Genomic DNA, 25,563 nt, shown 5'->3' with positions numbered 1-25,563 from the left:
GATGCCAGGCAAGACCGGTGAACGTTTCGTCTATCAAGATGATGAAATTATCGAAAAGCCGTTTAACTGGGCTCAGCTTACAAGGCTGTTTGCCTATATGAAGCCTTACGCGAAACAGATGCTGCCGCTCGTCATTCTTATGATGATTCTTGGCACCGTGACCAAGCTGACGGTACCTTTTCTGACAAGTATGGCCATCGACAAGGCGATCGCACCGGAAGTAGGCCCGACCAGCATCAACATGTTATATACGATAACGGCAATTGTACTTGTTTTGTACATCATCCAATGGCTTGCGAGCACATACCGTATCAAATTTACGAATATTATTGGGCAGCGCGTCATATATGATTTGCGAAGTGATTTGTTTAAGCATATTCAGAAGCTGTCCTTTAACTTCTTTGACAAAAGACCTGCAGGTTCCGTGCTGGTACGCGTTACGAATGACGTCAACTCACTGCAGGAACTGTTCACAAGCGGTGTCGTGAATCTTATGATTGACTGTGTGCAGCTTGTAGGTATCGTCGTTATTCTGCTTGCCATCAACTGGAAGCTGGGGCTGGCGGTCATTTTGACTGTACCGATCATGTTCATCATTTCTACCAAGCTGCGCGTGCGGATACGCCGGGCCTGGCAGGATGTGCGGATGAAGAACTCGCGGATTAACTCCCACTTGAATGAATCGATTCAGGGAATCCGTGTCACTCAAGCTTACACGCAGGAGCAGGAAAACATCCGCTTCTTCGATAAAATGAACTTTGAAAGCAAAAAATCCTGGGACCGCGCTTCAATGCTTAATCAGGGGTTTGGGCCACTGATTGAGATTACAGGCGGATTCGGAACGCTCATCTTGTTCTGGTTTGGTGCGTATCTGATTCAGGAAGGACAGTTGACCATAGGTCTGCTGGTCGCATTCTCAAGTTATGTAGGGAATTTTTGGGAGCCAATCAACCGCCTCGGTCAAATGTACAATCAGCTGCTGGTGGCGATGGCTTCCTCCGAACGGATCTTTGAATTTATCGATGAAAAGCCAAATATTGATGATAAGCCCAATGCCGTACCGATGCCGAAAATCAAAGGTGATATCAAGCTGCAGGATGTCGTGTTTGAATATGAAAAAGGTCGTCAGGCACTCAAGGGCATCAATATGGATGTGAAAGCGGGACAGACGATTGCTCTCGTGGGGCATACCGGCTCAGGAAAAAGTACCATAATTAATCTGCTCAGCCGTTTCTATGATATTTCCAGCGGTAATATAACGATCGACGGCTACGATATTCGTGATGTGCAGCTGGAAACGCTGCGCAGCCAAATCGGGATCGTGCTGCAGGATACCTTCATTTTTTCCGGCACCATCCGGGATAATATCCGCTTCGGGCGCCTGGATGCGACGGATGAAGAAATTGAGGCCGTATCGAGAGCTGTTAACGCGCATGAGTTTATCGAAAAGCTTCCGGGAGGATATGACACGGAGGTTGAGGAACGCGGGAATATGCTTTCTATGGGACAACGACAGCTTCTGTCCTTCGCCCGTGCGCTTCTAGCAGATCCAAGAATCCTGATTCTGGATGAAGCAACCGCAAGTATTGATACGGAAACCGAGTTGAAAATTCAAGAGGCGCTCAAGGTGCTCTTGAAAGGCCGGACTTCCTTTATTGTCGCACACCGTCTCTCCACGATTCGACATGCGGACAAAATCATTGTGCTGGATCATGGCGAAATCAAGGAAGAAGGCAACCATGCAGAACTGATGCAGCATCGGGGAACCTATTACGGCCTGATTGAAGCCCAGTTCAGATTTGTTTAATTCATACGGTTTGGAAGATATCACAATAAATTTCTGTAAAATCATTGAACTTTCCCTAAATATCGACAGCCGAAAGGCCTAAAAATGAGGAGAGTTTGTGAACTTTACAGGAAAATGTCGGAGCACTCTTGCATTCTTTCTCTTAAACCCTGAAAATAGTTAGTGTGGTATACAGATGTGGTATACAAGACTAGGGGGGAATTGGGAAGTGGTGTGGGGTGCTCCTTTTTCTGCACATGCCAAGAAGATGCTGCTGCTAGGCAGCGGAGAATTGGGAAAAGAAGTGGTGCTCGAAGCCCAGCGACTGGGCGTGGAGACCATAGCCGTGGACCGCTATGCTAATGCACCTGCCATGCAGGTTGCGCACCGGTCCCATGTGATTGATATGCTCGATGCCGATTCCCTGAAACGGATTATTCATCAGGAAAAACCGGATGTAATTGTACCGGAAATTGAGGCTATTGCTACACATGCTTTGCTTGAACTTGAAGAAGAAGGATTTCATGTCGTTCCGACGGCCAGAGCCGCGCGTCTGACGATGGATCGCGAAGGAATTCGCCGGTTGGCGGCCGAGAATCTGGGTCTTCCAACGGCAGGATACCGATTTGCCGATAGCTTGGAAGAGTTAAAGGAAGCTGTTGTCGCACTTGGAACACCTTGTGTGATCAAGCCTATTATGAGTTCTTCCGGTAAAGGGCAAAGCGTATGCCATACAGAGGATGAAGCGGAAGCCTGCTGGAATACGGCGATTGAAGGCGGACGTGCAAAAAGCACTCGTGTCATCGTTGAAGCCTTTGTTTCATTTGAAAGTGAAATCACGCTGCTTACGGTACGATCTGTAAGCGGAACCATTTTTTGTAAGTCGATTGGTCATATTCAGAAAGATGGCGATTATGTTGAATCCTGGCAGCCTCATGTGATGAGCGAGGATCAACTGAAGGAAGCGGAGTCCATTGCGAAAGCCATCACGGATGAACTCGGGGGATATGGCATTTTCGGAGTAGAACTGTTTGTTACCAAAGAAGGAATCATATTCAGTGAAGTATCGCCCCGTCCGCATGACACTGGGATGGTGACATTGATCACCCAGGATTTATCCGAATTTGCCCTGCATGTCAGAGCAATTCTCGGTCTTCCGATCCCTTCCGTTGAGCTGCTGATGCCGGGTGCTTCGGCAACGTTGAAAGCGGAGAACGCAAGTATGAATTTTGCTGTTGGTGGTGTGGAGGATGCGCTCAGCCTGCCCCGGACCCAGGTTCGTGTTTTTGGCAAACCTGAAGCAAGGAGTGGCCGGAGAATGGCTGTCGCCTTAAGCGCTGATACGGATCTTCAAAAAGCTCGGAATACGGCTAAACAAGCCGCCAGTCTTTTAAAAGTGGAGGAATATGATCATGAACAGTAACATTTTGGCTCCTGCTCTGCAGATTCGTAAATCCGACTGTGAGTGTGATCTTGAAGCGGTAACAGCCCTGATGCGGGAACTGAATTATCCGACCACGATTAATGTCATGCGTGAACGTATTCAGGCATCCGAGAACAATCCCAAGCTTTGCACCATGGTTGCTGAGCTCGATGGAAAAGTTGTAGGCATGATTGCTCTCAATCAGGTGAAATCTTACGCGAAAAGCGAGACTGCAACTCAGGTTTCCGCTCTGATCGTATCACAGAATCACCGCGGGCAAGGTATTGGCAAAAGACTGATCCGCAACGCCGAAGAATGGAGTCAGAATCAGGGAAGCCAAATCCTGTTTCTTACTAGCGGTAACCGTGTAGAGCGGGCACCGGCCCATGCTTTCTATGAACATATCGGTTTTGAGAAAATTGGATACCAGTTTGTAAGAAAACTGAAGTAATCCTTGATGCTTGATGATGATATGCCCGTCCCTTTTTAAGGGGCGGGCTTTTTGTATATAAAACCGAGCCTGCAGGTGTGGATTTTTATTTACAATGTCCCATCGCTTGATATAGAATACCTTAGTAAAAATGAGTAAGCGTTTACAGGATGCATCATATGCAAGTCCCGGGATTTATTTCAAATCCTCACGAAAACATAGAATGCCAAAGGGATGGATGAAAACGATGTACAAGCTGTTACTGGTGGAAGATGAGGAAGATGTAAGAGATGGACTCGTAGAAGAGATCGATTGGGTAAGCTATGGCTTCCAGGTTGTGGATACCGCCGAGAACGGAAGAGAAGCAGCAGAGCTCATCGACAAGCATATTCCCGATGTGGTTGTGACCGATATCCAAATGCCTTTTATGGATGGCCTGCAGTTGGCTGGCTGGATCCGGGAACATTATCCAACAACGAAGATTATTATTTTAACTGGATTCGATGAATTTGAATACGCGCAAAAAGCCATTAAACTGCAAATTGATGAATATGTGCTCAAGCCGTTCTCATCACAGGAGCTAATTGAGGTCGTACTTAAGGTCAAGCAGCAAATGGATGCCGAAATGTCTGAAAAAGAAAATGTCCAAGTGCTGATGGATCATTACCGCAAAAGCATTCCTGTGCTCAGGGAGCTTTTTTTGTCTCAGCTGGTATCACGGCGTATGTCATCCGAAGAGATACGCGAAAAGGGCAGCAGCTATGGAATGGAGCTCGCCGGTCACAGCTTTATGGCTTCAGTTATCCGGATTGATTATGTCCATAACCATCTGGAATTGCAGAAGGATAACGTGAAAACTTTTCCATCCGGCTCATTAAAATATTCTGAGGATCGCTATCTCCAGCTGTTCGCCGTTCTGAATATTGCGGAGGAAATATGCCAGCGGATAGAGGGTTTTAAAGTGTTTATCCATTTGGAAGACTGCGTATTGCTATCCGCTCTCCCGGAACAGGAGCAGAGCTCGGCGGCTCAAAGAACCCTTGCCGTCCTCGAAGAAATACGCATGAACGTGCACAAGTATCTGAAGCTTACGCTCACTGCCGGTGCAGGTACGGTCTGTGTGTGGCCTGGAGAGATTCATCAATCTTATCAAAAAGCGATGCAGGCGCTCGATTATCGTCTGATTCTGGGCAATGACCGTGTCATCTGGATCGGGGATGTCGAGTCGGAACATTATGAGTCGCTGAGTTTTGACGAAATGAAAGAACAGTCCTTGATCCGCTGTATCAAGGTGGGCACCCAGGAAGAACTGGATGAAATACTTGCGAATCTGTTCACCGGTCTGCATATGACGCAGCTATCTGTACAGGAATGTCAGGTGTACTTGATGGAAATTCTCACATGTGTCATGAAAATCGCGAAAGAATTCAGTGTGGAAATGGAGGAGTTGTTTGGGGCAGGAACGTATCCATTTGCGGAAATTTACAAATATAACAACCTTCAGGAGGTTAGACAATGGATGGGTGCGATATGTCTGAAGCTGATGATCTCCATAGCACAGGGACGGCAGACGGGGTATAACCAGCTGGTTGAAAACGCCAAGGAATACATCCGGCTTCATTACCAGGATAGTGACATATCCATTAATAAGGTGTGCAAACATCTGCATATCAGTACCGGCTATTTTAGCAGCATTTTCAAGAAAGAAGTGAAAATGACCTTCGTCAATTATCTGATGCATATCCGTATGGAAGCGGCGAAGGAGTCCCTCCGATCAACCGATCAGAAAACATTTGAAATCGCTGAAGCTGTCGGATTTTCCGATCCGAATTATTTTAGCTTTTGCTTCCGCAAGAAATTTGGCATCTCACCGAAAGAATACCGAAACGGCGCCGGAGGTGCGTAACCGATTTGAAAATCCAACATAAACGGAATGCAATGAAATTGCCGCGGATCCGGGAGTCCTTCAGGCTGCGCAGCATTCAAACGATCATTACCGTGTCGTTCACGCTCATGACGATTTTGGTCGTCGTTGCGGTCAGCTTCATGCTGTATAACAAATTCACCAAGACAGCTGAGGAAAATGCCTATTTGAACATCCAGCAAATTATCGAGCAGGTTAACTATCATTTGGAGCTGTATGTAAAAGGCATGCAGGATATCTATGAAGTTGTGGAGGAACAAATCAACGATACCCCGGATATTTCAAGCCCGGTGCTGAGGGAGCAGCTGTCGACTTTGCTGCATACCCGCGAGGATCTGGTATCCGTGGGGCTTTTCACGCCAGGGGGCAAGCTCGTCTTGGACAACCCTGATCTGGAAATGCGCAAGAATACGATGCTGGAGGAACAGAGCTGGTTCGAATCCGCCCATGAGCAGCCGCAAAAGCTCTCTTTTTCGGCTCCGCATATCCAAAATTTATACAAAGGTCAATATAAATGGGTCGTTTCGCTCAGCAGAGTGATTAAATATAAGGATCATGGCATCAGTAAAGAAGGCATATTGCTCGTGGATGTCAATTTCCGGACGATCGATGAGCTCAGTCGCAAGGTCAGCCTTGGGAAGAGGGGATATGCATATATCATCGATGACCTGGGCAATATCGTGTACCATCCGCAGCAGCAGCTGATCTACGCCGGTCTGAAGTACGAGAATCTGGAGCCCGTTTTTGAATATGCTTTTGGCAGTTACATAGACAAATCGACGGGTGAGCCGAGGTACATCACGATTCGAACGGTGGAACCGATCAAGTGGAAAATCGTCGGGGTAGCTTATCCGGATGAAATTGTGACGACCAAAAAGGATTTGAATCAGTTCGTATTCTGGTTTCTGCTGGTCGTATGCGCAGCCGTTGTCGTGCTGGCCATGTTCGTTTCCGCGAAAATTTCACAACCGCTCCGAAGACTGGAAAAATCGGTGCAGAGTGTCGGGCAGGGTGATTTCAATACGCCGATTCATGTCAGTGGCGCACATGAGGTTGTACAGCTTTCCAAGCGGTTTAACTTTATGCTGCACCGTATTCGTCAGCTGATGGATCAGAATATTCATGAGCAGGAAGCAAAGCGCAAGAGTGAGCTGGATGTTCTGCAATCCCAAATTAACCCGCACTTTCTCTACAATACTTTGAATTCAGTCATACGCCTGGCGGAAAAAGGAAAAAAGGAAGAGATCGTTGCGACGATCACCTCGCTCTCGAGATTCTTCCGGATCAGTCTGAGTAAAGGCAAGAACATCATTACTCTGGAGGAAGAACTGGAGCATGTACGTCATTATTTGATTATCCAGAAAATACGTTTCAAAAATAAATTTAACTATGCCATTGAATGCGAGGATTTGGCCTTAACTTGCAGGACACTGAAGCTGATTCTCCAACCCATCGTAGAAAATGCCATCTATCATGGCATCGAAAAAATGTCTGATGAAGGTCTTATCCGCATTTCCGCTTCCATTCAGGAGGAACGTCTGGTGATCAAGGTTTCCGATGATGGACTAGGCATGACACGACAAGTGATGGACCAGATTCTGATCGGGGGTAACCGCAGCGGGGGTTCCGGCGTAGGAGTCAAAAACGTCAATGAACGGATCCGCCTGTATTACGGCAAACATTATGGTCTTAGCTTTGAAAGCGAACTGGAGGAAGGCACCACTGTCACCATTACACTGCCCGTTGAGAAGTACGAGGACGAGCAGCAGGAAAGAGGGATGGCATGACAAGGACCCGGGCTGTACGAATGAGAGTTTATTTTATGCTCGCGTGGACGGTATTGCTGGCATCCTGCGGCGGAGCTGCCCCGAACCTTCATGTGCTGGAGAAACCGAAAAACGTGGACATGATCGTTAAAATGAATCACGGCGATTTTTGGAAAACGGTGAAAATGGGGGCCGAAGTCGCTGCCAAGGAATACAACGTCAACCTGACCTTCAAGGCGCCCCAGAACGAAAGCGATATAGATGAACAGATCCGACTGGTCGATGAATCGATCAAGAACAATGCTGATGCCATCATCTTATCCGCAAGTGATTACATGAGGCTGGCCCAAGTGACGGACCGGGCGGCTTACTATAAAATTCCTGTGATCTCCATGGACTCGGAGGTGGCTTCGGCTCGGATCACAACATTCGTGGGCACGAACAATTACGAAGCGGGGCAAAAGGCGGCTGAGCGTCTGATCAAGTTAACCGGACCCGAAAGCCGGATAGGCGTCATGAATTTTGTCAGAGGGGCCAAAAACGCGGATGAGCGCGAAGAAGGCTTCATGGATTACGTTGCCCGTTTCCCCGGTGTGGAGGTCGTGGATATTGAATACTGCGAATCGGATGAACAGATTGCCAGGCAGCTGACGCGAAAAATGATGAAGGAGCATCCCGATATAAGTGGAATTGTCGCGTTAAACGAGGTGGCTTCCATCGGCACGGCGGAGGAAATTCAAGAGCTGGGCTTCGGTGGGAAGGTCAAAATCATTACGTTCGACAGTCCGGCCAAGGTAATGGAGCTGCTGCAGGAGGGGATCGTGCAGGGGACGGTCATCCAGAACCCTTTTAACAATGGATACCTCGCGGTTCAGTATGCCGTTCAGGTGATGGAGGGCATTGAAGTCAAAGAGCGGGAGGATACGAAATCCAGGCTGATCGATCTTGACAACATGCTGCGGCCCGATAACCAGAAGCTGCTGTTCCCATTCGTAAAATAATGTTTATGCGTATTTTCAAGGCATGAGAATTTTCATAGAACATGTGAGAATTTTATATTCGAATCTGGCGTTCGATCCAGCATAATGAAAACGTATCCAAGGGGATGCGATAAAACAGTAGATAATCAGGAGGTCACTATTACGATGAAAAAAATAACTTCCGTATTGCTGGCAGGTGCTTTGCTCGGAACTGTCATGGCAGGCTGCTCTAATGGGAGCGACAAAAGCGCAAGCGGCGGCGACAGCAAAAGCTCGGACAGCGGCAAGGAACCATCCGTTGGCGTAGCCATTTATAAGTTTGACGACACCTTCATGACAGGCGTGCGCAACTCCATCAAAACCAACGCAGAGGGAAAAGCGAAAGTAGACATCGTAGACAGCCAAAACTCCCAGCCGACACAAAACGATAAAGTGGACTTGTTTATTTCGAAGAAATCCAATGCACTGGTGATTAATCCGGTTGACCGTACGGCTGCAGGCGTGATTATCGACAAAGCACAAGCCGCAAAAATTCCGGTTGTGTTCCTGAACCGTGAACCGCTGCCTGAAGATATGAAAAAATGGGATAAAGTGTACTATGTAGGCGCGAAGGCTGAAGAATCCGGTACCATGTCCGGTGAGCTCATTGCCGATTACTGGAAAGCGCATCCGGAAGCAGACAAGAACAAAGACGGCGTGCTGCAGTACATCATGCTGAAAGGCGAGCCTGGACACCAGGATGCCGAGCTTCGTACCAAGTACTCCATCGAAGCGATTGAGAAAGCCGGCATTAAAGTGGAAAAATTAGAAGAAGATACCGCGATGTGGGACCGTGTAAAAGGTCAAGAGAAGATGGCTGCGTTCCTTGGTGCCCATGGCGACAAGATCGAAGCCGTATTGGCCAACAATGATGATATGGCACTCGGCGCGATTGAAGCCCTGAAAGCTGCCGGTTACTTTAAAGGTGACAAAATGATGCCGGTTGTCGGCGTAGATGCAACAGCCCCGGCTCTTGAGGCTTTGCAGGAAGGAACTCTTCTCGGAACCGTACTGAACGACGCCAACAACCAAGGTAAAGCTTCAGTATCGCTCGCAACCGTTCTGGCGAAAGGTGAAACACCATCCAAAGATAATATCGGATTCGATATCACAGATAATCAATATGTATGGATTCCTTATAAAAAAATCACCAAGGACAATATCAACGACGCCAAATAAATAGATCACGCGTCAACATTAATAACCATCCTTCCGGGAGAGGCGGCGTTAGCCGTCTCCCCTCATGGTGGGGATGAGGAGCAGGGAGCGGAAATCTATGGCTCAGAGTGAGTATATATTGGAGATGAATGGAATTTCCAAGGAATTTCCCGGTGTCAAAGCGCTTGATGATGTTACGCTCAAAGTGAGACCCGGTACGGTCCATGCCTTAATGGGAGAAAATGGCGCCGGTAAATCAACATTGATGAAGTGTTTGTACGGTATCTATTCACCGGATGCGGGCGAGATACTACTGGATGGCCAGAAGGCTCAAATCCAAAATTCCAAGGATGCGCTGAATTATGGCATATCCATGATCCATCAGGAGCTGCATCCCGTGCCGTTCCGCAATGTTATGGAAAATATCTGGCTGGGACGCTTTCCTACCGTAGGTGTGGGCCCGATCCAGTTCATTGATCATAAGAAAATGCATAAGGATACGGAGGATCTTTTCAAGCAGCTGGATATTGACTTGGAGCCGGAAACCATCGTGGGTAAACTATCCGTTTCCAAGGTTCAGTCCATTGAAATCGCCAAAGCGGTATCCTTCCAATCGAAGATCATTATTATGGACGAACCTACTTCTTCTCTGACGAGTGTTGAGGTGGAGCATTTGTTCCGGATTATCCGGGATCTGAAGCAGCGCGGCGTGTCCATTATTTATATCTCGCATAAAATGGAAGAGATTTTACAGATCTGTGATGAAGTAACGATTATGCGCGATGGACAGAAGATTGGATCCTGGCCCGCAAGCGAGCTGACCACGGACTTGATTATTTCGAAAATGGTGGGGCGTGACCTGACGCAGCGCTTTCCGGACCGAGAAAATGTTCCCGGTGATGTTCTGCTTGAAGTAAAAGGAATTACTTCTCTCCTTCCTAAATCCTTTAAGGATATTTCATTTGAACTCCGAAAAGGTGAGATATTGGGTGTGGGTGGTCTTGTGGGTGCTCAGCGTACGGAGCTAATTGAAGCGCTATTTGGTTTGCGGGGGTTATCAACCGGTCATATCAAGATACACGGGAAAGAAGTTAAAATTAAGACGCCGGAAGATGCCATTAAGCACGGTATGGCGCTTTTAACCGAGGAACGTCGAGCTACAGGGATTATCCCCGTGCTGCCCGTGCATGAGAATGCATCGATTGCAAATCTCAGCCGGTACCGTAAATTATTGTTTTTTCTGGATGGAAGAAAGAAGAGAAAAGAAGCGGATGTAATGATCGAAAAGCTTCGTACCAAGACGCCTACATCTAACACCCTGATCATGAACCTTTCCGGGGGCAACCAGCAAAAGGTGCTGCTCGCGAGATGGCTGCTGACCGAGCCGGAAATTCTGCTGCTCGACGAACCGACGCGCGGTATTGACGTCGGCGCCAAATTTGAAATCTACACGATTATTAAAGACCTTGCCAAGCAGGGCAAAAGCATTATCATGATCTCTTCTGAGATGCCTGAGCTGATCGGAATGTCTGACAGAATTATGGTCATGTCCGAAGGACGCCTTACCGGGATTCTGGATGGCGATGCCGCCTCGGAAGAAGAAATTATGCGGCTGGCTGCACAGCATTAAGGACATCAAAGGAGGAGAACCCATGCTGAATACGAAAAAACTCGGCGGCAGCAAAAGCATGCAGAGCTTTACATCGCAATATGCGATTTATATCGTTCTGGTGCTGCTTGTAATCGGAATCACCATTTATAACCCGTCATTTTTATCCATAGACTCACTGCGCAATATTTTAATTCAGTCATCCACAAGAGCAATTATCGCATTGGGCGTTGCTTTTATCCTGATTACAGCCGGAACGGACTTATCCGCCGGCCGGATTGTAGGCCTTACGGCCGTTGTTTCCGCATCCATGCTGCAGACGGCTACTTATGCCAACCGGTTTTTTCCGGATTTGCCGCAGCTTCAGGTCATTGTGCCCATTTTACTTGCTATTTTGGTTGGTTTGATTTGCGGTCTGCTTAACGGGCTGGTTGTGGCGAAGCTGAATGTACCACCATTCATTGCAACGCTTGGCACCATGGTCGTGGTGTATGGCATAAACTCGATGTACTTTGATATGGATCCTAACAACTCGCAGCCGATCGGCGGACTGCGCAAGGATTTCACGAAAATCGGCTCAGGCTCTATTGGTGAAGGACAATATTCCATACCTTACATTGTTTTAATCGCCATCTTTGTCGCATTCATTGTATGGGTCATATTCAACAAAACAAAGCTTGGCAAGAACATGTACGCAATTGGCGGAAATGTGCAGGCAGCCAAGGTATCCGGCATTAATGTAGCCAAGTATCTCATTTATATTTATATGATTGCCGGTGCTTTGTATGGCCTTGCGGGTGTACTGGAAGCTTCCAGAACCGGGGGGGCAACGAATAACTACGGTAACATGTACGAGCTGGACGCGATCGCAGCTTGTGTTGTAGGCGGCGTGTCTACGACAGGAGGCATCGGTACGGTGCCGGGAGTCATGGTCGGCGTGCTGATCTTTACAATTATCAACTATGGACTTACGTTTATCGGCATTAGTCCGTACTGGCAATTGATCGTCAAAGGCTTGATCATTGTGGCGGCAGTCGCGTTTGATATGAGAAAATACGCCGCTAAAAAATAATGCATTAACGTTATCCGGATTCGCCGCAGCCTGCTGGTTGCGGTTTATTCGTGTTTCATGAATGGAAATTTATTTCCATTATTTGAGGTCTCCACAAAAGAAACAGTCATGTTACAATGTTTGAGTAAGTGATGACAACTTTGTAACCGGAGCTAAACACCCATTCTGGTTGAACACAACAAGAAGGAGATGTATCCATGAAGAACAACAAAATGATGAAAACAATGATCAGCACAGCTTGTGCTGCAGTATTAGCAGTAGGTCTGATGGGAGCGGGTCCAGCCTCGGCGGCATCTGCACAGCAAAACAATGCACCAACAGAAAACAACTTGAAAAACCTGCAAAACTACCTGCAACAATGGCTGCAAGACAATGGCGGTGCTTATATATTAAAATACCAACTCCAGTTTCCAGGTGCTGGTCAGGTGACCAAGCCAGAAACATCGAAGCCAGAAACATCGAAACCAGAGACTTCGAAGCCTGAAACGTCCAAACCAGAAACATCCAAACCAGAGACTTCCAAGCCGACTGAAACGACTAAACCGGATCAATCTACTTCTAAACCTTCGACTGGAACGGGCACAACTTCGAACCAATCCAGCTATGCTGCTGAAGTGATCAAGCTGGTTAACCAGGAACGTGCCAAAGCAGGTCTGAAGGCATTGACTGAAAATACAAAGCTTTCGGGCATGGCAATGGACAAGGCCAAAGATATGAACAACAACAACTATTTTGATCATAACTCTCCAACTTACGGTTCTCCGTTTGACATGATGAAGAAATACGGTATTTCTTACAGCTATGCAGGAGAAAATATCGCTAAAGGTCAAAAGACACCATCTGATGTCATGACTGCATGGATGAACAGCGAAGGTCACCGTGCCAACATCCTGAACAGCAACTACACCACCATCGGAGTAGCATACTACAACGGATACTGGGTACAAGAGTTTATCGCGAACTAATATCGATTATACAAAGGAAGCCTGTTCCTCATGGGAGCAGGCTCCTTTTTTTATTCAAATAGACTGCATCATCTAATAAAAGTATGGGTATCAGGGAGAATATAGGGTTGTTAAAGTGGCATGCTGTCGAATTTGCAAATTTTACATAGAAGTTTTATGTTTATGTACATGAATCCATTTCATAATACCTTAAGCCGCTTCAATCAAGGCTATATATAGATCCAAACGGTTTTATTGGTCTATATATAGTTTCGATTTTATCGTTTTAGCGAGTTATGAAATTGATTCACATATGTATCTGGCGGATAGATTAATGAATTGCCATCATGGATGGATATGGAGGGATCTGTTTGAATTCAACGAAGTGGATTTGGCGCATAGTGAGTATCATATCCGTCTTGGCCACACTGCTTCTTTTGGCCGGTTTTGTCTATGCGATTAAGGATATCCAGAATCCGCAAGCCGGAAATGAGCTGGCAGCTCCATCGGCCAAGCCTCAAGAGAACACAGAAGATAAAAGTCCTGATGCGAAAAAGGAAATCAAGATTGCGGCGATTGGCGATTCACTGGCCAAAGGAACGGGTGACAATTCAGGCATGGGGTTTGCACGGCGTACAGTCAAGGAGCTGTCGACGGATACAGGCAAGAAGGTGACACTTCTGAACAATCTTGGCATTAACGGCCTTACAACGACAGGACTCCTGCCGAAGCTGGAAGAACGCGGGACACAGTATGTACTTGGGCAGGCGGATATCATCCTAGTATCCATCGGAGGCAATGATCTGTTCCAGGGCGCCGATCTTGCATCCAAAGGCATTTCTGGTACTTCTTCAACAGCCACGGGTCAAGAGATGGATCCTAAGGATCTTTTAAAGGGCTTGCCAAAGGCTTCCACGCAGCTTAAGGCAATTCTGGAACGTATTCATGCCATCAATCCGGACGCATGGATTGTGTACGTCGGATTATATAATCCGTTTGGAGACATCGAGGACCTGAAGATTCCTGGTAACCATGCAGTAGCCAGCTGGAATCAGGCCGCTCTGGATTCCATAAATAAATACAGTAACATGACCCTTGTCCCTACATTTGATCTTTTCCAGCATAATTTGGACAAGTATTTATCGTCGGATCATTTTCATCCGAATGGTGACGGTTACCAGCAAATTGCCGAGCGAATCGTTCAGGGTATCCGATAAACATCCACATGAGGAAAGGAGTTAAGGAGAATGCCTGTGACGGACAATCTGAGCCGCAAAGAAAACATTGTTTTATCGGTTGAAAATGTCAGAAAAAAGATCGGAAGAAAATGGATCATTGATGACGTCACGTTTGATGTCCGGGAAGGTGAAATCTTCGGATTTCTGGGCCCGAACGGTGCGGGTAAGACAACGACGATCCGCATGCTGGTGGATTTAATTAAACCAAGCAGCGGCATGATTAAGGTCTGCGGCTATGATGTGAACAGACAGCAGGAAAAAGCGCTGCAATATGTTGGTTCAATTGTGGAGAATCCCGAGGTCTACACTTACCTCACAGGATGGGAAAATCTTGAACATTTTGCCCGCATGCAGCCTGGAATCGACCAGAAGAGGATTCAGGAGGTCGTCGATATTGTCCGCCTCGATCAGCGGATTCATGACAAGGTGAGAACCTATTCCCTCGGCATGCGCCAGCGTCTGGGCATTGCGCAGGCTCTCTTAGGCAGACCCAAGCTGCTTATTCTTGATGAACCGACAAACGGTCTCGACCCGAAAGGGATCAAAGAGCTTCGTCAGTTTATAAGGGAGCTTGCTGAAGGCGGATTGGCTGTGTTTGTCTCCAGTCATTTGCTCAGTGAAATTCAGCTTCTATGCGATAGAGTAGCAATTATTAGCCGCGGACGGGTTTTGGCTGTTGGTGAAGTAGAGGAACTTGTTGCAGCGAACGCGAAATATGTGATCTGGGACCTTGAGCCGTCCGAAGCAGGGAAGCTTGAACTTGCAAGCCGGCAGGGGATTGATGTCATTGAGCAAGTGGATGCCGTATTGGATGACACGATCGTTGCGGGAATGAGCCCAGGCGCTATTGTTACCCGCATGGAGGAAGAAGGGATTGCTGAAACGGTGACTCATCTGGTGCATTCGGGAATTTTAGTTCAAGGCGTACACAAGATTAATCCGACTTTGGAACAGCTATTCCTGAAAATGACGGAGGGTGAGAGCATTGACTAGCGTGTTGCCTCTGATCAAGAATGAAACCATTAAAATCATCAAAAAGAAACGGTTTTATGTTATTCTGTTAATTCTGCTGGTGTTGGTTCCGATCTTCACTTATGCTCAAATGCGGTCTGCCGAACGGACGCGTGAAAAATTTAACGGAGACTGGCGGCTTGAAATTCAGCAGCAGATTACCGATAATGAAAATTCCCTCGGAAGCGACAGGGTACCGGATGAATGGAAAAAGTTCAGGAAGATTTTCGTACAGCAGCTCCAGTATTATCTGGATCACGATGTCAATCCGAATGAACCAAACGGCGTTACATTTACGCGGGAGTTTATGTCAAATTCAATAACTTTGTTCATACCCCTGCTGATTATGGCGATTGCATCCGATATAGTATCCGGGGAACGAACCACAGGCACGATCAAAATGCTCTTGACCCGTCCGGTGAAAAGATGGAAGGTACTGCTTAGTAAGCTGGTGACGCTGTTTATGTTTACCTCGCTGATTGTCGTAGCAGCATTTGTGATTACGTACGTGGTGTCCGGAGCTGTTTTCGGCTATAAGGGATTTAATCTCCCGGTATTTACCGGCTTTCAAATTACTGGCTCTGATGTGGATTTGGCAGCTGTGCATGGCGTTCCACAATGGAAATACCTGCTCATGCAAGGGGGATTAATCTGGTTCGTGAGTCTGACCGTGGCCTCGCTGGCATTCATGGTATCGGTTTTGGTACGGAGTACGGCTGCAAGCATCGTGGTAATGATGGCTGCGCTCATCGCGGGATCCATTTTGACCAATATGGCTTCAGCCTGGACCAGCGCTAAATATTTGTTTATGGTTAATTTGGAGCTCACGGACTATCTGTCCGGAACACCGGCTCCGATTGAGGGGATGAATTTATCGTTTTCTTTGGCGGTTTTGTCCATATGGGCTATTGCCGCAATGATAATCTCATTCCTTGTCTTTACGAAAAGGGATATCTTGAATTAAAATGGACAAGGATAACAAAACATCTGTTTGCATTTTGGGGTGAAAATCCTACATAAAGAAGCACAAAGGGGGAGCATGAATGGTCGACCAGATCGATATGTTTGCAGAGTCATCACAGGGCGGCAGCAATAATGGCCAAACCGGATACGATGCTGACGACATTCAAGTGCTCGAAGGCCTGGTTGCGGTACGCAAACGGCCAGGTATGTATATTGGCAGCACAAGTTCATCAGGGCTTCATCATCTGTTATGGGAGATTGTGGATAATGCCGTCGATGAGCATTTGGCCAAATACTGCACGAGAATTGATATTACTTTACACAAAGACGGCTCAATTACCGTCGTTGATAATGGACGAGGCATTCCGACAGGAATGCATAAGACAGGAATACCGACACCACAGGTGGTTTTCACGATTCTGCACGCAGGAGGCAAGTTTGGCGGCGGCGGATATAAGAAATCAGGCGGTCTGCATGGTGTGGGTGCATCCGTAACGAACGCGTTATCAGAATGGCTGGAAGTCGAAATTTACCGCGATGGTAAAGTTCATAGGCAGCGTTTTGAATACTGGCAGGACAAAAAAGGGAAAGAGCATGTCGGCGAGCCTGTTACCGGACTTGAGGTACTGGGCAATACCAACAAAACAGGCACTAAAGTTACCTTTAAGCCTGATATCCGTGTATTCCATGCAGGAATCCAGTTTAACTATGACACGCTGTCGGAACGCCTGCAGGAGATTGCTTTTCTGAACTCTGGTCTTCGTATTGTACTTAAGGATGAGCGTTCAGGTAATTCCGACGAGTTTTACTATGAAGGCGGAGCAAGCCAATTCGTCGAGTTTTTGAACGAAGGCAAAGACGTCCTGCATGAAGTCATTCACTTTTACGGTGAAAAGGAGGATGTCGAGGTAGAAGTCGCTTTGCAATACAATGCTGGCTATACCGAAACGCTGGCTTCATTTGTTAACTCAATCCCTACAAGGGGCGGAGGCACACATGAGACTGGTTTTAAGACGGCATATACACGCATCATGAATGATTATGCCCGCAAGAACAGCATGCTCAAAGAAAAGGATAAAAATCTAGAGGGCAATGATCTCCGCGAAGGTATGATGGCGGTTATCAGCGTTAAAATGTCCGAGGTCGAATTCGTCGGCCAGACGAAGGACCAACTGGGCAGTGCTTCGGCCCGCAGTACGGTGGACGCGATTGTATCCGAGAAGATGCAGATCTTTCTGGAGGAAAATCCGCAGGTTGCCCAGACGCTGATCAAAAAGGCGATCCAGGCATCGAAGGCGCGGGAAGCGGCGCGTAAGGCTCGGGATGACATGCGCACCGGCAAAAAGCGCAGTGAGAGCGCAAGTCTTGGTGGCAAGCTTAGCCCTGCACAGTCCAAGGATTTTACTCGCACGGAGCTGTTTGTTGTTGAAGGGAATTCTGCAGGCGGTTCGGCCAAACAGGGCCGTGATTCCAAAATTCAAGCGATCCTTCCGCTGAGGGGGAAGCCGCTTAATCCGGAGAAAGCCAAGCTCGCCGATATTATGAAAAATGAAGAATACCGTACGATCATTCATGCGATTGGCGCAGGGATCGGAACTGAGTTTGAAGTGGAAGACAGCAATTACTCCAAAATCATAATTATGACGGATGCCGATACAGACGGCGCACATATTCAAGTGCTGCTGCTTACATTCTTTTACCGCTATATGAAGCCGCTGATTGATAAAGGCCGGGTCTATATCGCTCAGCCGCCGTTATATAAAATCACACGCAAATCGGGCAAGCTGGAAACGGTTAGATATGCATATACCGATGAGCAGCTGCAAAATTATCTCAAGGAATTCGGAAAAAATTATGAGCTTCAACGTTATAAAGGTCTTGGCGAGATGAATCCCGAACAGCTGTGGGAGACAACGATGAATCCGGAAACGCGTACGCTGCTTCAGGTGCAAATCGAGGATGCAGCCAAGGCTGAACGCCGTGTATCCACGCTGATGGGCGACAAAATTGACCCGCGCAAACGCTGGATTGTGGAAAATGTCGACTTTAGAGAGTTCGAGGAATAGAAGGTGAATTGATGAGTTTATCAGAACAGTTTCTGCCGGCTTTTTTGGAAGAGGTCGTGGGTGACCGATTCGGCCGGTATTCCAAATATATCATTCAAGACCGCGCCATCCCTGATGTACGTGACGGTCTGAAGCCTGTTCAAAGACGGATATTGTATGCCATGTACGAATCAGGCAATACGCATGAGAAGGGTTACCGGAAATCTGCGAAAACGGTCGGGGATGTGATGGGTAATTACCATCCTCACGGCGACACGTCGATATACGACGGGATGGTCCGGATGGCGCAACCATGGAAAATGGGTCATGTGCTGGTGGACGGCCACGGCAACTGGGGCTCGATTGATGATGATCCTCCGGCAGCCATGCGTTATACGGAAGCCCGGCTTTCACCAATCGCATTGGAACTGCTGAGAGACATTGATAAGCGGACCGTCCAGTTCAAGGATAATTTTGACAACACCGCCAAGGAGCCGGTTGTGCTTCCTGCGCGGTATCCGAACCTGCTGGTCAACGGTGTCAGCGGGATTTCGGCGGGTTTCGCCACTGAAATTCCTCCGCATAACCTGCGGGAGGTCATTGATGCCTGTGTGGCTGTCATGCAGAAGCCTGAAATTGAACTGGAAGAGATCATGACGTTCATCAAAGGCCCCGACTTTCCGACAGGCGGCCTGATTATGGGCGAAGAGGGAATCAAGGAAGCTTACCGGACAGGTAAGGGACGCATCTATTTGCGTTCCAAAGCTGATATCGAATTTTTGCGGGGCGGTAAACAGCAAATCGTTGTAACGGAAATTCCTTATCAGGTGGTCAAATCCCGTTTGGTTACCCAGATGGAAAACATCCGTATGGAGAAAAAAATCGAGGGTATCGCAGAGGTTCGAGATGAAAGCGGTCGTGAAGGCTTGCGGATCGTCGTTGAGATTAAAAAGGAAGCTGATGCGCAAGGTATTATGGCGTATTTGCTCAAAAAGACGGATCTTCAGGTAACTTACAACTTTAACATGGTCTCGATCGTGAATAAAGCACCTCAGCAGCTTGGCCTTAAACCCATGCTTGAAGCTTATATCGGGCACCAGCGTGAAGTAGTAAGCAATCGTACGCGTTATGATCTGGAAAAGGCGGAAGACCGTGCCCATGTCCTTGAAGGACTGGTCAAGGCTCTTAACATTCTGGATGAGGTCATCGTGGCAATTAAGGCCTCGAAAAACCGTCAGGATGCCCAGAACAACCTGCAATGGATGTTTGGATTCACCGAGCGGCAGGCAGATTCGATTCTGACCCTACAGCTGTACCGTCTGACCAATCTGGAGATTACAACTCTTCAGAAAGAGCTCGATGATCTGATGAAGAAGATTGATTCCTACCGTTCAATTCTCGAAAGCGACAAAAAGCTGATTGCACTAATCCGCAAGGAATTGCTGGAGATTAGAGACAAGTACGGAATTGATCGCAGATGCTCTATCCAAGGTGAAGTAGAAGAGATCAAGGTTAACCTGGAGGTTATGGTCAGCTCTGAGGACGTTCTGGTGACGCTTTCCAATGATGGCTATATCAAGCGGACAAGCATGCTGTCCTTTACCAGATCGGGCGGGGAACGCGGAAATTCAGGCATCAAGGAAGGAGATTATATCTCGAGGATCTTTGAGATCAACACACTCGATAATCTCCTCATATTCACGCAGAAGGGACAGTTCTTCCTGCTTCCGGTTCACCAGATACCTGAGTTCAAATGGAAAGATCCCGGAACTGCTATCGTGAATGTGATTCATCTTTCCAAGGAAGATATCATTGCCGGAGTGATTCCGGTGAATAATTTCGAAGAACCCAATCATTCGCTTGTCTTTGTCACGAAGAGGGGACAGGTAAAACGGACGGAGCTCAAAGAATATATGACCAACCGTTCCGGGGCGGTGGCTGCTTGTAAGGTTGGCGCGGACGACGAGATTATCTCAGTCACGCTCAGCGACGGAACCAAGGATATATTGCTGGTCAGCAAAGACGGCATGAGCATTCGCTTTAGAGAAAGTGATGTCAATGCCATGGGCCGTGTATCCGCTGGTGTGAAAGGGATTCAGCTTCGCGAAGGGGACGAGGTCGTCTCTGCATTATGGGTAGAGGAAGACGAAGGCGAAATTCTGACTCTGACGGATCTTGGTTACGGTAAACGTACGCTGCTCGCGGATTACCAGGCGCAGAGTCGTGGTGGCAAGGGACTGGCGAACTTTGAATTCAAGGAAGGCAAACGCGTAAAACCGAATGGAAACCGAATTGCCGGCGCGTTCTACTGCAGGGAGCCTTTGCAAATTACGGCCATCAGCCGAGACGGATTGAATTATTCTTTCAGTTCGGAGCAGGCCCCGATCACCGAGCGCAAATCGACAGGAAAATTGCTCGTTCATCTTGAGAAAAAAGACGAAATATCGGCTTTGCTGGTGTATCCTGAATCCTCTTGAAGAACGCTGCTTGGCTTTGAATAAGAACGATGTTAAGGTGTCTTCGCCTGCTCAGGGCGGGGATGCCTTTTTCTAAAAAAATTTTTGATGTGAGGAAGGAATTGGAACGGAATTGCTCGAAAGTTAATCCTGTAAAAGATTGCTTGCGAAAGGAAGATAATCCCGTGCAGACTTCCGAATTTGCGAAAATATGGTCTAAACTGAGCAAAGATTACAAATTACATATGGAGAATGAATTGGCTCCCGCGCTTACTGAAGCACAGCTCGTTGTACTTGAGGTGCTTGGGGAGCAAAAGCGGATGAAGCCTTCCGAGTTGACACCGCTGCTGGCGACCAGCCCGGCTGCGGTAACGATGCTGCTCGACCGGATGGAGAAGAACGGACTGATCAATCGGGAACGTGATGGCAACGACCGCCGGATTGTCTGGGTGTCCATATCGGATAAGGGCAGCCAGGAAGTTGTACGCGGCTTGCAAATCCGAGATGCATTTCTGGCCAGCATTCTCTCACGTATTTCGTCACATAATCAGCAGCTCCTGATCTATTTATTGGGAAAGCTAACTATGGTGCCCTAAGCAGGCTCTAAAAGAATAAATGTAGAGGAAGTCAACTAGATGAACGATGCAGCACTTCTGAAAAATCCTAAAACAAAAAAATTGCTGTTCAGCGCCGGCTTCAGCTGGCTTTTTGATGCAATGGACGTAGGTATTATCTCTTTTATCGTGACCGCTCTGACTTTGGAGTGGAAACTGTCACCGCAGGATATCGGTATACTGACGAGTATGAATTCAGTGGGTATGGTATTTGGTGCTGCGGCGGCTGGTTATTTGGCTGACCGGTTCGGGCGTAAAAAGGTTCTTCTCTGGACCTTGCTGATCTTTTCTGTGGCCAGCGGGTTGTCCGCATTAGCTTCGAGCTTCTGGGTGCTTTGTCTGCTGCGATTTATCACGGGCATCGGGCTTGGAGGAGAGCTTCCTGTTGCTTCGACGCTCGTATCCGAAAGTATGCCTGCCAGCCAGCGCGGACGGGCTGTAGTGCTGCTGGAGAGCTTTTGGGCAGGAGGCTGGCTGGTCGCTGCGTTGATTTCCTACTTTTTGATTCCAACCTATGGCTGGCAGATTGCTTTTGTGATCGGAGCACTGCCGGCCCTGTATGCACTGTATTTGCGTCGCGCCATTGATGACTCGCCTCTGTATAAAAGCGGGAAGAGCAAGATGGCGTCACAATCCTTTACTAGTAAGCTGAACTCCATTTGGACCCGTAAACACCGTCGTACGACGGTAATGCTGTGGATCTTATGGTTTACGGTCGTATTCTCCTATTATGGGATGTTCTTATGGCTCCCTTCTGTTATGACGATGAAGGGCTTCAGTCTGATCAAAAGCTTTGAATATGTGTTGATTATGACGATCGCTCAGCTTCCAGGTTATTTTACGGCAGCTTATTTCATCGAAAAGTTTGGCAGGAAATTCGTGATGATTACTTACCTGGTTTTAACAGCCGTAAGTGCTGCGTGGTTTGGTAATGCCGATTCTGCCGGCATGCTGATTGCAGCGGGGATCTGTCTATCCTTCTTCAATCTTGGAGCTTGGGGAGGACTGTACGCTTATACACCGGAGCTGTATCCTAACTCAGTACGATCGACGGGAGTAGGATTGGCCACATCGGTGGGAAGAATCGGTGGAGTCATTGCGCCATTCCTGGTAGGTTACATGGTGCAGCATAACATTCAGATCAGCACGATTTTCATTTTGTTCTTCGTAGTCATTCTGATCGGCGCGATTGGTGTTTTACTGCTTGGTACAGAGACGAAGGGCAAGGAACTGACGGATTAAATCTCATGTAGACTCCGAAAAAAGGCGGCCTTCAGGCTGCCTTTTTTCTTACTGAATCAGGCTTATTAAAATGTTCGATATGAAACACGCAGAAACCGGGTTTGTGAAAATGCTATGCTTTGAATTATAATAAAATATGTTGCAGTTATAAGAATTGAACTTTATCTATATAGACGTCATTGAAACGGAGGGATTTATGATGCAGCTGATTAACCCGCAAATGGTTCAAGAGCTTCTCGATAAACTACAGGATCAGGATCTTTATATACATCTGGAAATGACGACCGGAGCGTATGCTTCGCATGAGGATGAATCCAAATTTACCGCGTCCACATTTATCAAAAATGGTGTCGTACGCTACAACCATGGCTCCATCGCAGGCTTTGGGCCATATCGTGTTGGACTTAAAATGGAGCAGGGCTGGATTTATGCCCAAGGGCTGACGCATATTGATCAGGCAGAGACGGAACGTCTTATCATGGCAGGTCATGACAGCGAAGGAAAGCTTGTTGTTGCTCTTCAGTTAAGCAAGGAACCATTCTGAATAATACACAACATCGGTCATAAATCGTGAAAGGGTGATAGAGATATGGAGAATCATATACTGGTCGTTTTTCCGCATCCGGACGATGAATCGTTCGGGACATCCGGAACATTGGCTAAACGAATACATGAGGGTGCGCAAGTGACATATGCCTGCCTGACATTAGGCGAGATGGCCCGTAATATGGGTAAGCCGCTGATGGCTAACCGGGTTACACTTCCGGAACTCCGCAAAAAAGAGCTTGCTGAATCAGCCCGTTCCATAGGGATTCAGGATGTTCGTATGATGGGATTGCATGATAAGACGATTGAGTTTGAAGATCAGGATATGCTGGATGGAATGATCCGGGATTTGATTGACGAACTTAAACCGTCTCTGATCTTCACATTTTATCCTGGTTACAGTGTACATCCGGATCATGATGCAACCGGTGCAGCGGTCATCAGAACGGTTGCGGCGATGCCGAAGGGGCAGCGCCCTGTCGTGAATTGCGTCGCTTTTTCCAAGGGCTGCGAGAAAATTCTGGGCAAGCCGGACGTTATGGTGGATATCCAGGACTTTCTTCCAAATAAATTCGGATCCATCCGTGCCCACAGCTCTCAGTTTCGCTGGCAGGATATGCTGGGCAGCCTTACTGAGGATGACGAGCAGATTAAAAGCCGATTCAGCAAAGAAAGATTCTGGACTTATCATTTCGAATAAGTTAATATCTCGGTACACAGACTTGGTGTTTGTGGAATCCGAATACTTTTTTCGAAAGGTGAGTTGAGAAGAGATGAGCAGAGCTGAGAAGAGTAAAGAATTAGAAGAGAAACAGGTACATGCGTTAGAAGAGGCCGAGCTGAGGCTGGAGCGGATTGTGTTTATTGGCAGGACATTCGATGAATACATGCGCATGTTCGGCCTGGATGAGAAGACCATCTCGGGCCTGAGCATACTGGATTGTCCGGGTGGTGCGTGTTCGTTTACGGCAATTGCCCGTAAGCTTGGTTGTGAGGTACTTGCTGCGGATATCGCTTATTATCATGACACAGGGAAGCTGTATGAAAAGGGCATTCAGGATATCGTTCACGCCATGGAACATGTAGAAACCGAGAAGGAAAGGTATATTTGGACCGAGTTCTTGTCGGTAGAGGATCTTCGGGCAGAGCGGAATAAAGCCTTACAGGATAGCGTAAGCGACATGCGTCTTTATCCGGAGCGGTATATTCCGGTTACGCTGCCTTCACTTCCATTTCAGACAGAACAGTTCGATATGACCTTATCGGCACATTTTCTGTTCACCTATGCTGACAAGCTGGATATTCAGTTTCATCTTGAGACCTTGCGGGAATTGTTTCGTGTGACAAGGGCTGAGGTACGGATCTTTCCACTTGTAGACCAGAGCGGGAGAATTCCTGAGCAAGTCGATAAGCTTGTCGATTTCGCTCATACGGTGGGCTGGACAGCTGAGATTAAAACCGCTGACTACCACTTCCAAAAAAATGCTGACCATATGCTGATTTTTCGAAATACCCATCATAAATAAGAGAAAGCCGGAGCTGCTTATGCTGCTCCGGCTTTCTTTTATGATCATCTTATGTTTAACTATGCTTCATCCATCATCAAACGGTTCAGTACCGGTTCGGTCCATAAATTCCATGGATGCTCGGCAGGGGGAAGAGAAGTGAGTTTCACATCTTCTTTGGTCACCGGATGCGGAAAACGGACGATGACGGACCATAGTGCAATCTGCTGTCCCGGCTTATTCACACGGCTGCCGTATTTCTGGTCTCCGTACAGTGGACAGCCTGCCTGATTCATCTGGACACGTATCTGATGAGATCTTCCTGTATGAAGTTCGATTCGTACCAGGTTGAAGGAGCCGTTCGTACCAAGAACCTCGTAATCGAGAATGGCTTCCTTTGCTCCGGGAGTGCCGCTTTTGACGACGGAGACGATATTGGTCTTTGGATCTTTCAGAAGCATGTCCCTCAGCGTTCCGCGTGGTGCTGGCAGCTGACCATGAACGACAGCTGCATATACCTTATGGAAGCTGCGGCTTCTGACCGTTTCCGACAAACGTGAGGCTGCTTTGGAGGTTTTTGCGAAGATCATCGTTCCCCCAACCGGCCGGTCCAATCTGTGCACCAACCCCAAATACACATTACCCGGTTTATTGTACCGCTCTTTAATGTCATCTTTCAGAAGTGAAAGCAGGTCCGGGTCGCCTGAAATATCAGCTTGCGTCGGAATGTTGACTGGCTTCACAATCCCTAACAGATGATTGTCTTCATATAAAATCGGAATTTGGGAAAGATGTTCATGACTCATATATGA

Annotated in this window: 21 protein-coding genes; 20 read left to right on the top strand and 1 reads right to left on the bottom strand. The window is 47.5% G+C overall.

Annotated elements, in window-relative coordinates:
- Position 1: 1 nt before the first annotated feature.
- The 20 genes from E6W40_RS14470 (at position 2) to E6W40_RS14375 (ending at position 24,772) form a co-directional block, all read left to right on the top strand.
- Positions 2-1,807, top strand: a complete 1,806-nt coding sequence (locus tag E6W40_RS14470) for an ABC transporter ATP-binding protein (protein ID WP_246073085.1) — start codon at positions 2-4, stop codon at positions 1,805-1,807.
- A 211-nt stretch (positions 1,808-2,018) separates the two neighbouring features.
- Entirely contained in the window at positions 2,019-3,209 is a 1,191-nt protein-coding gene (gene purT / locus E6W40_RS14465) for a formate-dependent phosphoribosylglycinamide formyltransferase (RefSeq protein WP_136607010.1), read from the top strand.
- Positions 3,199-3,660 carry a GNAT family N-acetyltransferase gene (locus E6W40_RS14460; protein WP_244864370.1) on the top strand — a complete coding sequence of 154 codons (462 nt, stop codon included), beginning with the start codon at positions 3,199-3,201 and terminating at the stop codon, positions 3,658-3,660. The genes purT and E6W40_RS14460 overlap by 11 nt, the downstream gene beginning before the upstream one ends.
- A 226-nt stretch (positions 3,661-3,886) precedes the next feature.
- Complete coding sequence (locus E6W40_RS14455; RefSeq protein ID WP_136606089.1) at positions 3,887-5,545, top strand: response regulator; 1,659 nt, start codon at positions 3,887-3,889, stop codon at positions 5,543-5,545.
- A 32-nt stretch (positions 5,546-5,577) separates the two neighbouring features.
- On the top strand, positions 5,578-7,350 hold the full coding sequence (locus E6W40_RS14450) for a sensor histidine kinase (RefSeq protein ID WP_136607009.1): 1,773 nt from the start codon (positions 5,578-5,580) through the stop codon (positions 7,348-7,350).
- Positions 7,347-8,330 carry a substrate-binding domain-containing protein gene (locus tag E6W40_RS14445; RefSeq protein ID WP_246073009.1) on the top strand — a complete coding sequence of 328 codons (984 nt, stop codon included), beginning with the start codon at positions 7,347-7,349 and terminating at the stop codon, positions 8,328-8,330. Before E6W40_RS14450 ends, E6W40_RS14445 begins: the two co-directional genes overlap by 4 nt.
- Positions 8,331-8,474: 144 nt before the next feature.
- Positions 8,475-9,527 (top strand): galactose ABC transporter substrate-binding protein, encoded by a 1,053-nt coding sequence (locus E6W40_RS14440; RefSeq protein ID WP_136606087.1) that lies wholly within the window; start codon positions 8,475-8,477, stop codon positions 9,525-9,527.
- Between the two features lie 97 nt (positions 9,528-9,624).
- The gene (locus E6W40_RS14435) at positions 9,625-11,136 is read left to right on the top strand and encodes a sugar ABC transporter ATP-binding protein (protein ID WP_136606086.1); all 1,512 of its coding nucleotides are present in this window, start codon (positions 9,625-9,627) and stop codon (positions 11,134-11,136) included.
- Between the two features lie 22 nt (positions 11,137-11,158).
- Positions 11,159-12,187 carry a galactose/methyl galactoside ABC transporter permease MglC gene (gene mglC, locus E6W40_RS14430; RefSeq protein ID WP_136606085.1) on the top strand — a complete coding sequence of 343 codons (1,029 nt, stop codon included), beginning with the start codon at positions 11,159-11,161 and terminating at the stop codon, positions 12,185-12,187.
- Between the two features lie 197 nt (positions 12,188-12,384).
- A complete protein-coding gene (locus E6W40_RS14425) occupies positions 12,385-13,152 on the top strand; it encodes a CAP domain-containing protein (protein ID WP_246073008.1) in 768 nt (255 codons plus the stop codon).
- A gap of 350 nt (positions 13,153-13,502) precedes the next feature.
- On the top strand, positions 13,503-14,348 hold the full coding sequence (locus E6W40_RS14420; protein WP_136606084.1) for a GDSL-type esterase/lipase family protein: 846 nt from the start codon (positions 13,503-13,505) through the stop codon (positions 14,346-14,348).
- A gap of 30 nt (positions 14,349-14,378) precedes the next feature.
- Positions 14,379-15,362, top strand: a complete 984-nt coding sequence (locus tag E6W40_RS14415; protein WP_136606083.1) for an ABC transporter ATP-binding protein — start codon at positions 14,379-14,381, stop codon at positions 15,360-15,362.
- The gene (locus tag E6W40_RS14410) at positions 15,355-16,344 is read left to right on the top strand and encodes an ABC transporter permease (protein ID WP_136606082.1); all 990 of its coding nucleotides are present in this window, start codon (positions 15,355-15,357) and stop codon (positions 16,342-16,344) included. The genes E6W40_RS14415 and E6W40_RS14410 overlap by 8 nt, the downstream gene beginning before the upstream one ends.
- A 79-nt stretch (positions 16,345-16,423) precedes the next feature.
- Entirely contained in the window at positions 16,424-18,409 is a 1,986-nt protein-coding gene (gene parE / locus E6W40_RS14405) for a DNA topoisomerase IV subunit B (RefSeq protein WP_136606081.1), read from the top strand.
- 11 nt (positions 18,410-18,420) lie between these two features.
- On the top strand, positions 18,421-20,865 hold the full coding sequence (gyrA, locus tag E6W40_RS14400; RefSeq protein WP_136606080.1) for a DNA gyrase subunit A: 2,445 nt from the start codon (positions 18,421-18,423) through the stop codon (positions 20,863-20,865).
- Between the two features lie 164 nt (positions 20,866-21,029).
- Entirely contained in the window at positions 21,030-21,440 is a 411-nt protein-coding gene (locus E6W40_RS14395) for a MarR family winged helix-turn-helix transcriptional regulator (protein WP_136606079.1), read from the top strand.
- Between the two features lie 39 nt (positions 21,441-21,479).
- On the top strand, positions 21,480-22,700 hold the full coding sequence (locus E6W40_RS14390) for an MFS transporter (RefSeq protein WP_136606078.1): 1,221 nt from the start codon (positions 21,480-21,482) through the stop codon (positions 22,698-22,700).
- Positions 22,701-22,899: 199 nt separating this feature from the next.
- Positions 22,900-23,244: a YojF family protein gene (locus E6W40_RS14385; protein WP_136606077.1), complete on the top strand. Its 345-nt coding sequence runs from the start codon at positions 22,900-22,902 to the stop codon at positions 23,242-23,244.
- A gap of 45 nt (positions 23,245-23,289) precedes the next feature.
- Positions 23,290-23,946: a bacillithiol biosynthesis deacetylase BshB2 gene (bshB2, locus tag E6W40_RS14380; protein WP_136606076.1), complete on the top strand. Its 657-nt coding sequence runs from the start codon at positions 23,290-23,292 to the stop codon at positions 23,944-23,946.
- A 73-nt stretch (positions 23,947-24,019) separates the two neighbouring features.
- Entirely contained in the window at positions 24,020-24,772 is a 753-nt protein-coding gene (locus E6W40_RS14375; protein ID WP_136606075.1) for an SAM-dependent methyltransferase, read from the top strand.
- Between the two features lie 59 nt (positions 24,773-24,831).
- Here the strand turns inward: E6W40_RS14375 and E6W40_RS14370 are convergent, their stop codons facing one another.
- Positions 24,832-25,557, bottom strand: coding sequence for an RluA family pseudouridine synthase (locus E6W40_RS14370; RefSeq protein WP_136606074.1), 726 nt, complete (start codon positions 25,555-25,557; stop codon positions 24,832-24,834).
- Between the last annotated feature and the right edge of the window lie 6 nt (positions 25,558-25,563).

The organism is Paenibacillus dokdonensis, assembly GCF_004916975.1.
GTDB lineage: Bacteria > Bacillota > Bacilli > Paenibacillales > Paenibacillaceae > Paenibacillus_AQ > Paenibacillus_AQ dokdonensis.
Note: the sequence above shows the minus strand (reverse complement) of the source record. Positions and strands in the feature narration are given on the sequence as shown.

What these genes read in the sequence shown, in the direction of transcription:
- E6W40_RS14470 (WP_246073085.1), top strand. Translation starts at nt 2, where the DNA reads ATGCCAGGCAAGACCGGTGAACGTTTCGTCTATCAAGATGATGAAATT.
- E6W40_RS14460 (WP_244864370.1), top strand. Translation starts at nt 3,199, where the DNA reads ATGAACAGTAACATTTTGGCTCCTGCTCTGCAGATTCGTAAATCCGAC.
- E6W40_RS14455 (WP_136606089.1), top strand. Translation starts at nt 3,887, where the DNA reads ATGTACAAGCTGTTACTGGTGGAAGATGAGGAAGATGTAAGAGATGGA.
- E6W40_RS14450 (WP_136607009.1), top strand. Translation starts at nt 5,578, where the DNA reads ATGAAATTGCCGCGGATCCGGGAGTCCTTCAGGCTGCGCAGCATTCAA.
- E6W40_RS14445 (WP_246073009.1), top strand. Translation starts at nt 7,347, where the DNA reads ATGACAAGGACCCGGGCTGTACGAATGAGAGTTTATTTTATGCTCGCG.
- E6W40_RS14440 (WP_136606087.1), top strand. Translation starts at nt 8,475, where the DNA reads ATGAAAAAAATAACTTCCGTATTGCTGGCAGGTGCTTTGCTCGGAACT.
- E6W40_RS14435 (WP_136606086.1), top strand. Translation starts at nt 9,625, where the DNA reads ATGGCTCAGAGTGAGTATATATTGGAGATGAATGGAATTTCCAAGGAA.
- mglC (WP_136606085.1), top strand. Translation starts at nt 11,159, where the DNA reads ATGCTGAATACGAAAAAACTCGGCGGCAGCAAAAGCATGCAGAGCTTT.
- E6W40_RS14425 (WP_246073008.1), top strand. Translation starts at nt 12,385, where the DNA reads ATGAAGAACAACAAAATGATGAAAACAATGATCAGCACAGCTTGTGCT.
- E6W40_RS14415 (WP_136606083.1), top strand. Translation starts at nt 14,379, where the DNA reads ATGCCTGTGACGGACAATCTGAGCCGCAAAGAAAACATTGTTTTATCG.
- parE (WP_136606081.1), top strand. Translation starts at nt 16,424, where the DNA reads ATGGTCGACCAGATCGATATGTTTGCAGAGTCATCACAGGGCGGCAGC.
- gyrA (WP_136606080.1), top strand. Translation starts at nt 18,421, where the DNA reads ATGAGTTTATCAGAACAGTTTCTGCCGGCTTTTTTGGAAGAGGTCGTG.
- E6W40_RS14390 (WP_136606078.1), top strand. Translation starts at nt 21,480, where the DNA reads ATGAACGATGCAGCACTTCTGAAAAATCCTAAAACAAAAAAATTGCTG.
- E6W40_RS14385 (WP_136606077.1), top strand. Translation starts at nt 22,900, where the DNA reads ATGCAGCTGATTAACCCGCAAATGGTTCAAGAGCTTCTCGATAAACTA.
- bshB2 (WP_136606076.1), top strand. Translation starts at nt 23,290, where the DNA reads ATGGAGAATCATATACTGGTCGTTTTTCCGCATCCGGACGATGAATCG.
- E6W40_RS14375 (WP_136606075.1), top strand. Translation starts at nt 24,020, where the DNA reads ATGAGCAGAGCTGAGAAGAGTAAAGAATTAGAAGAGAAACAGGTACAT.
- E6W40_RS14370 (WP_136606074.1), bottom strand. Translation starts at nt 25,557, where the DNA reads ATGAGTCATGAACATCTTTCCCAAATTCCGATTTTATATGAAGACAAT.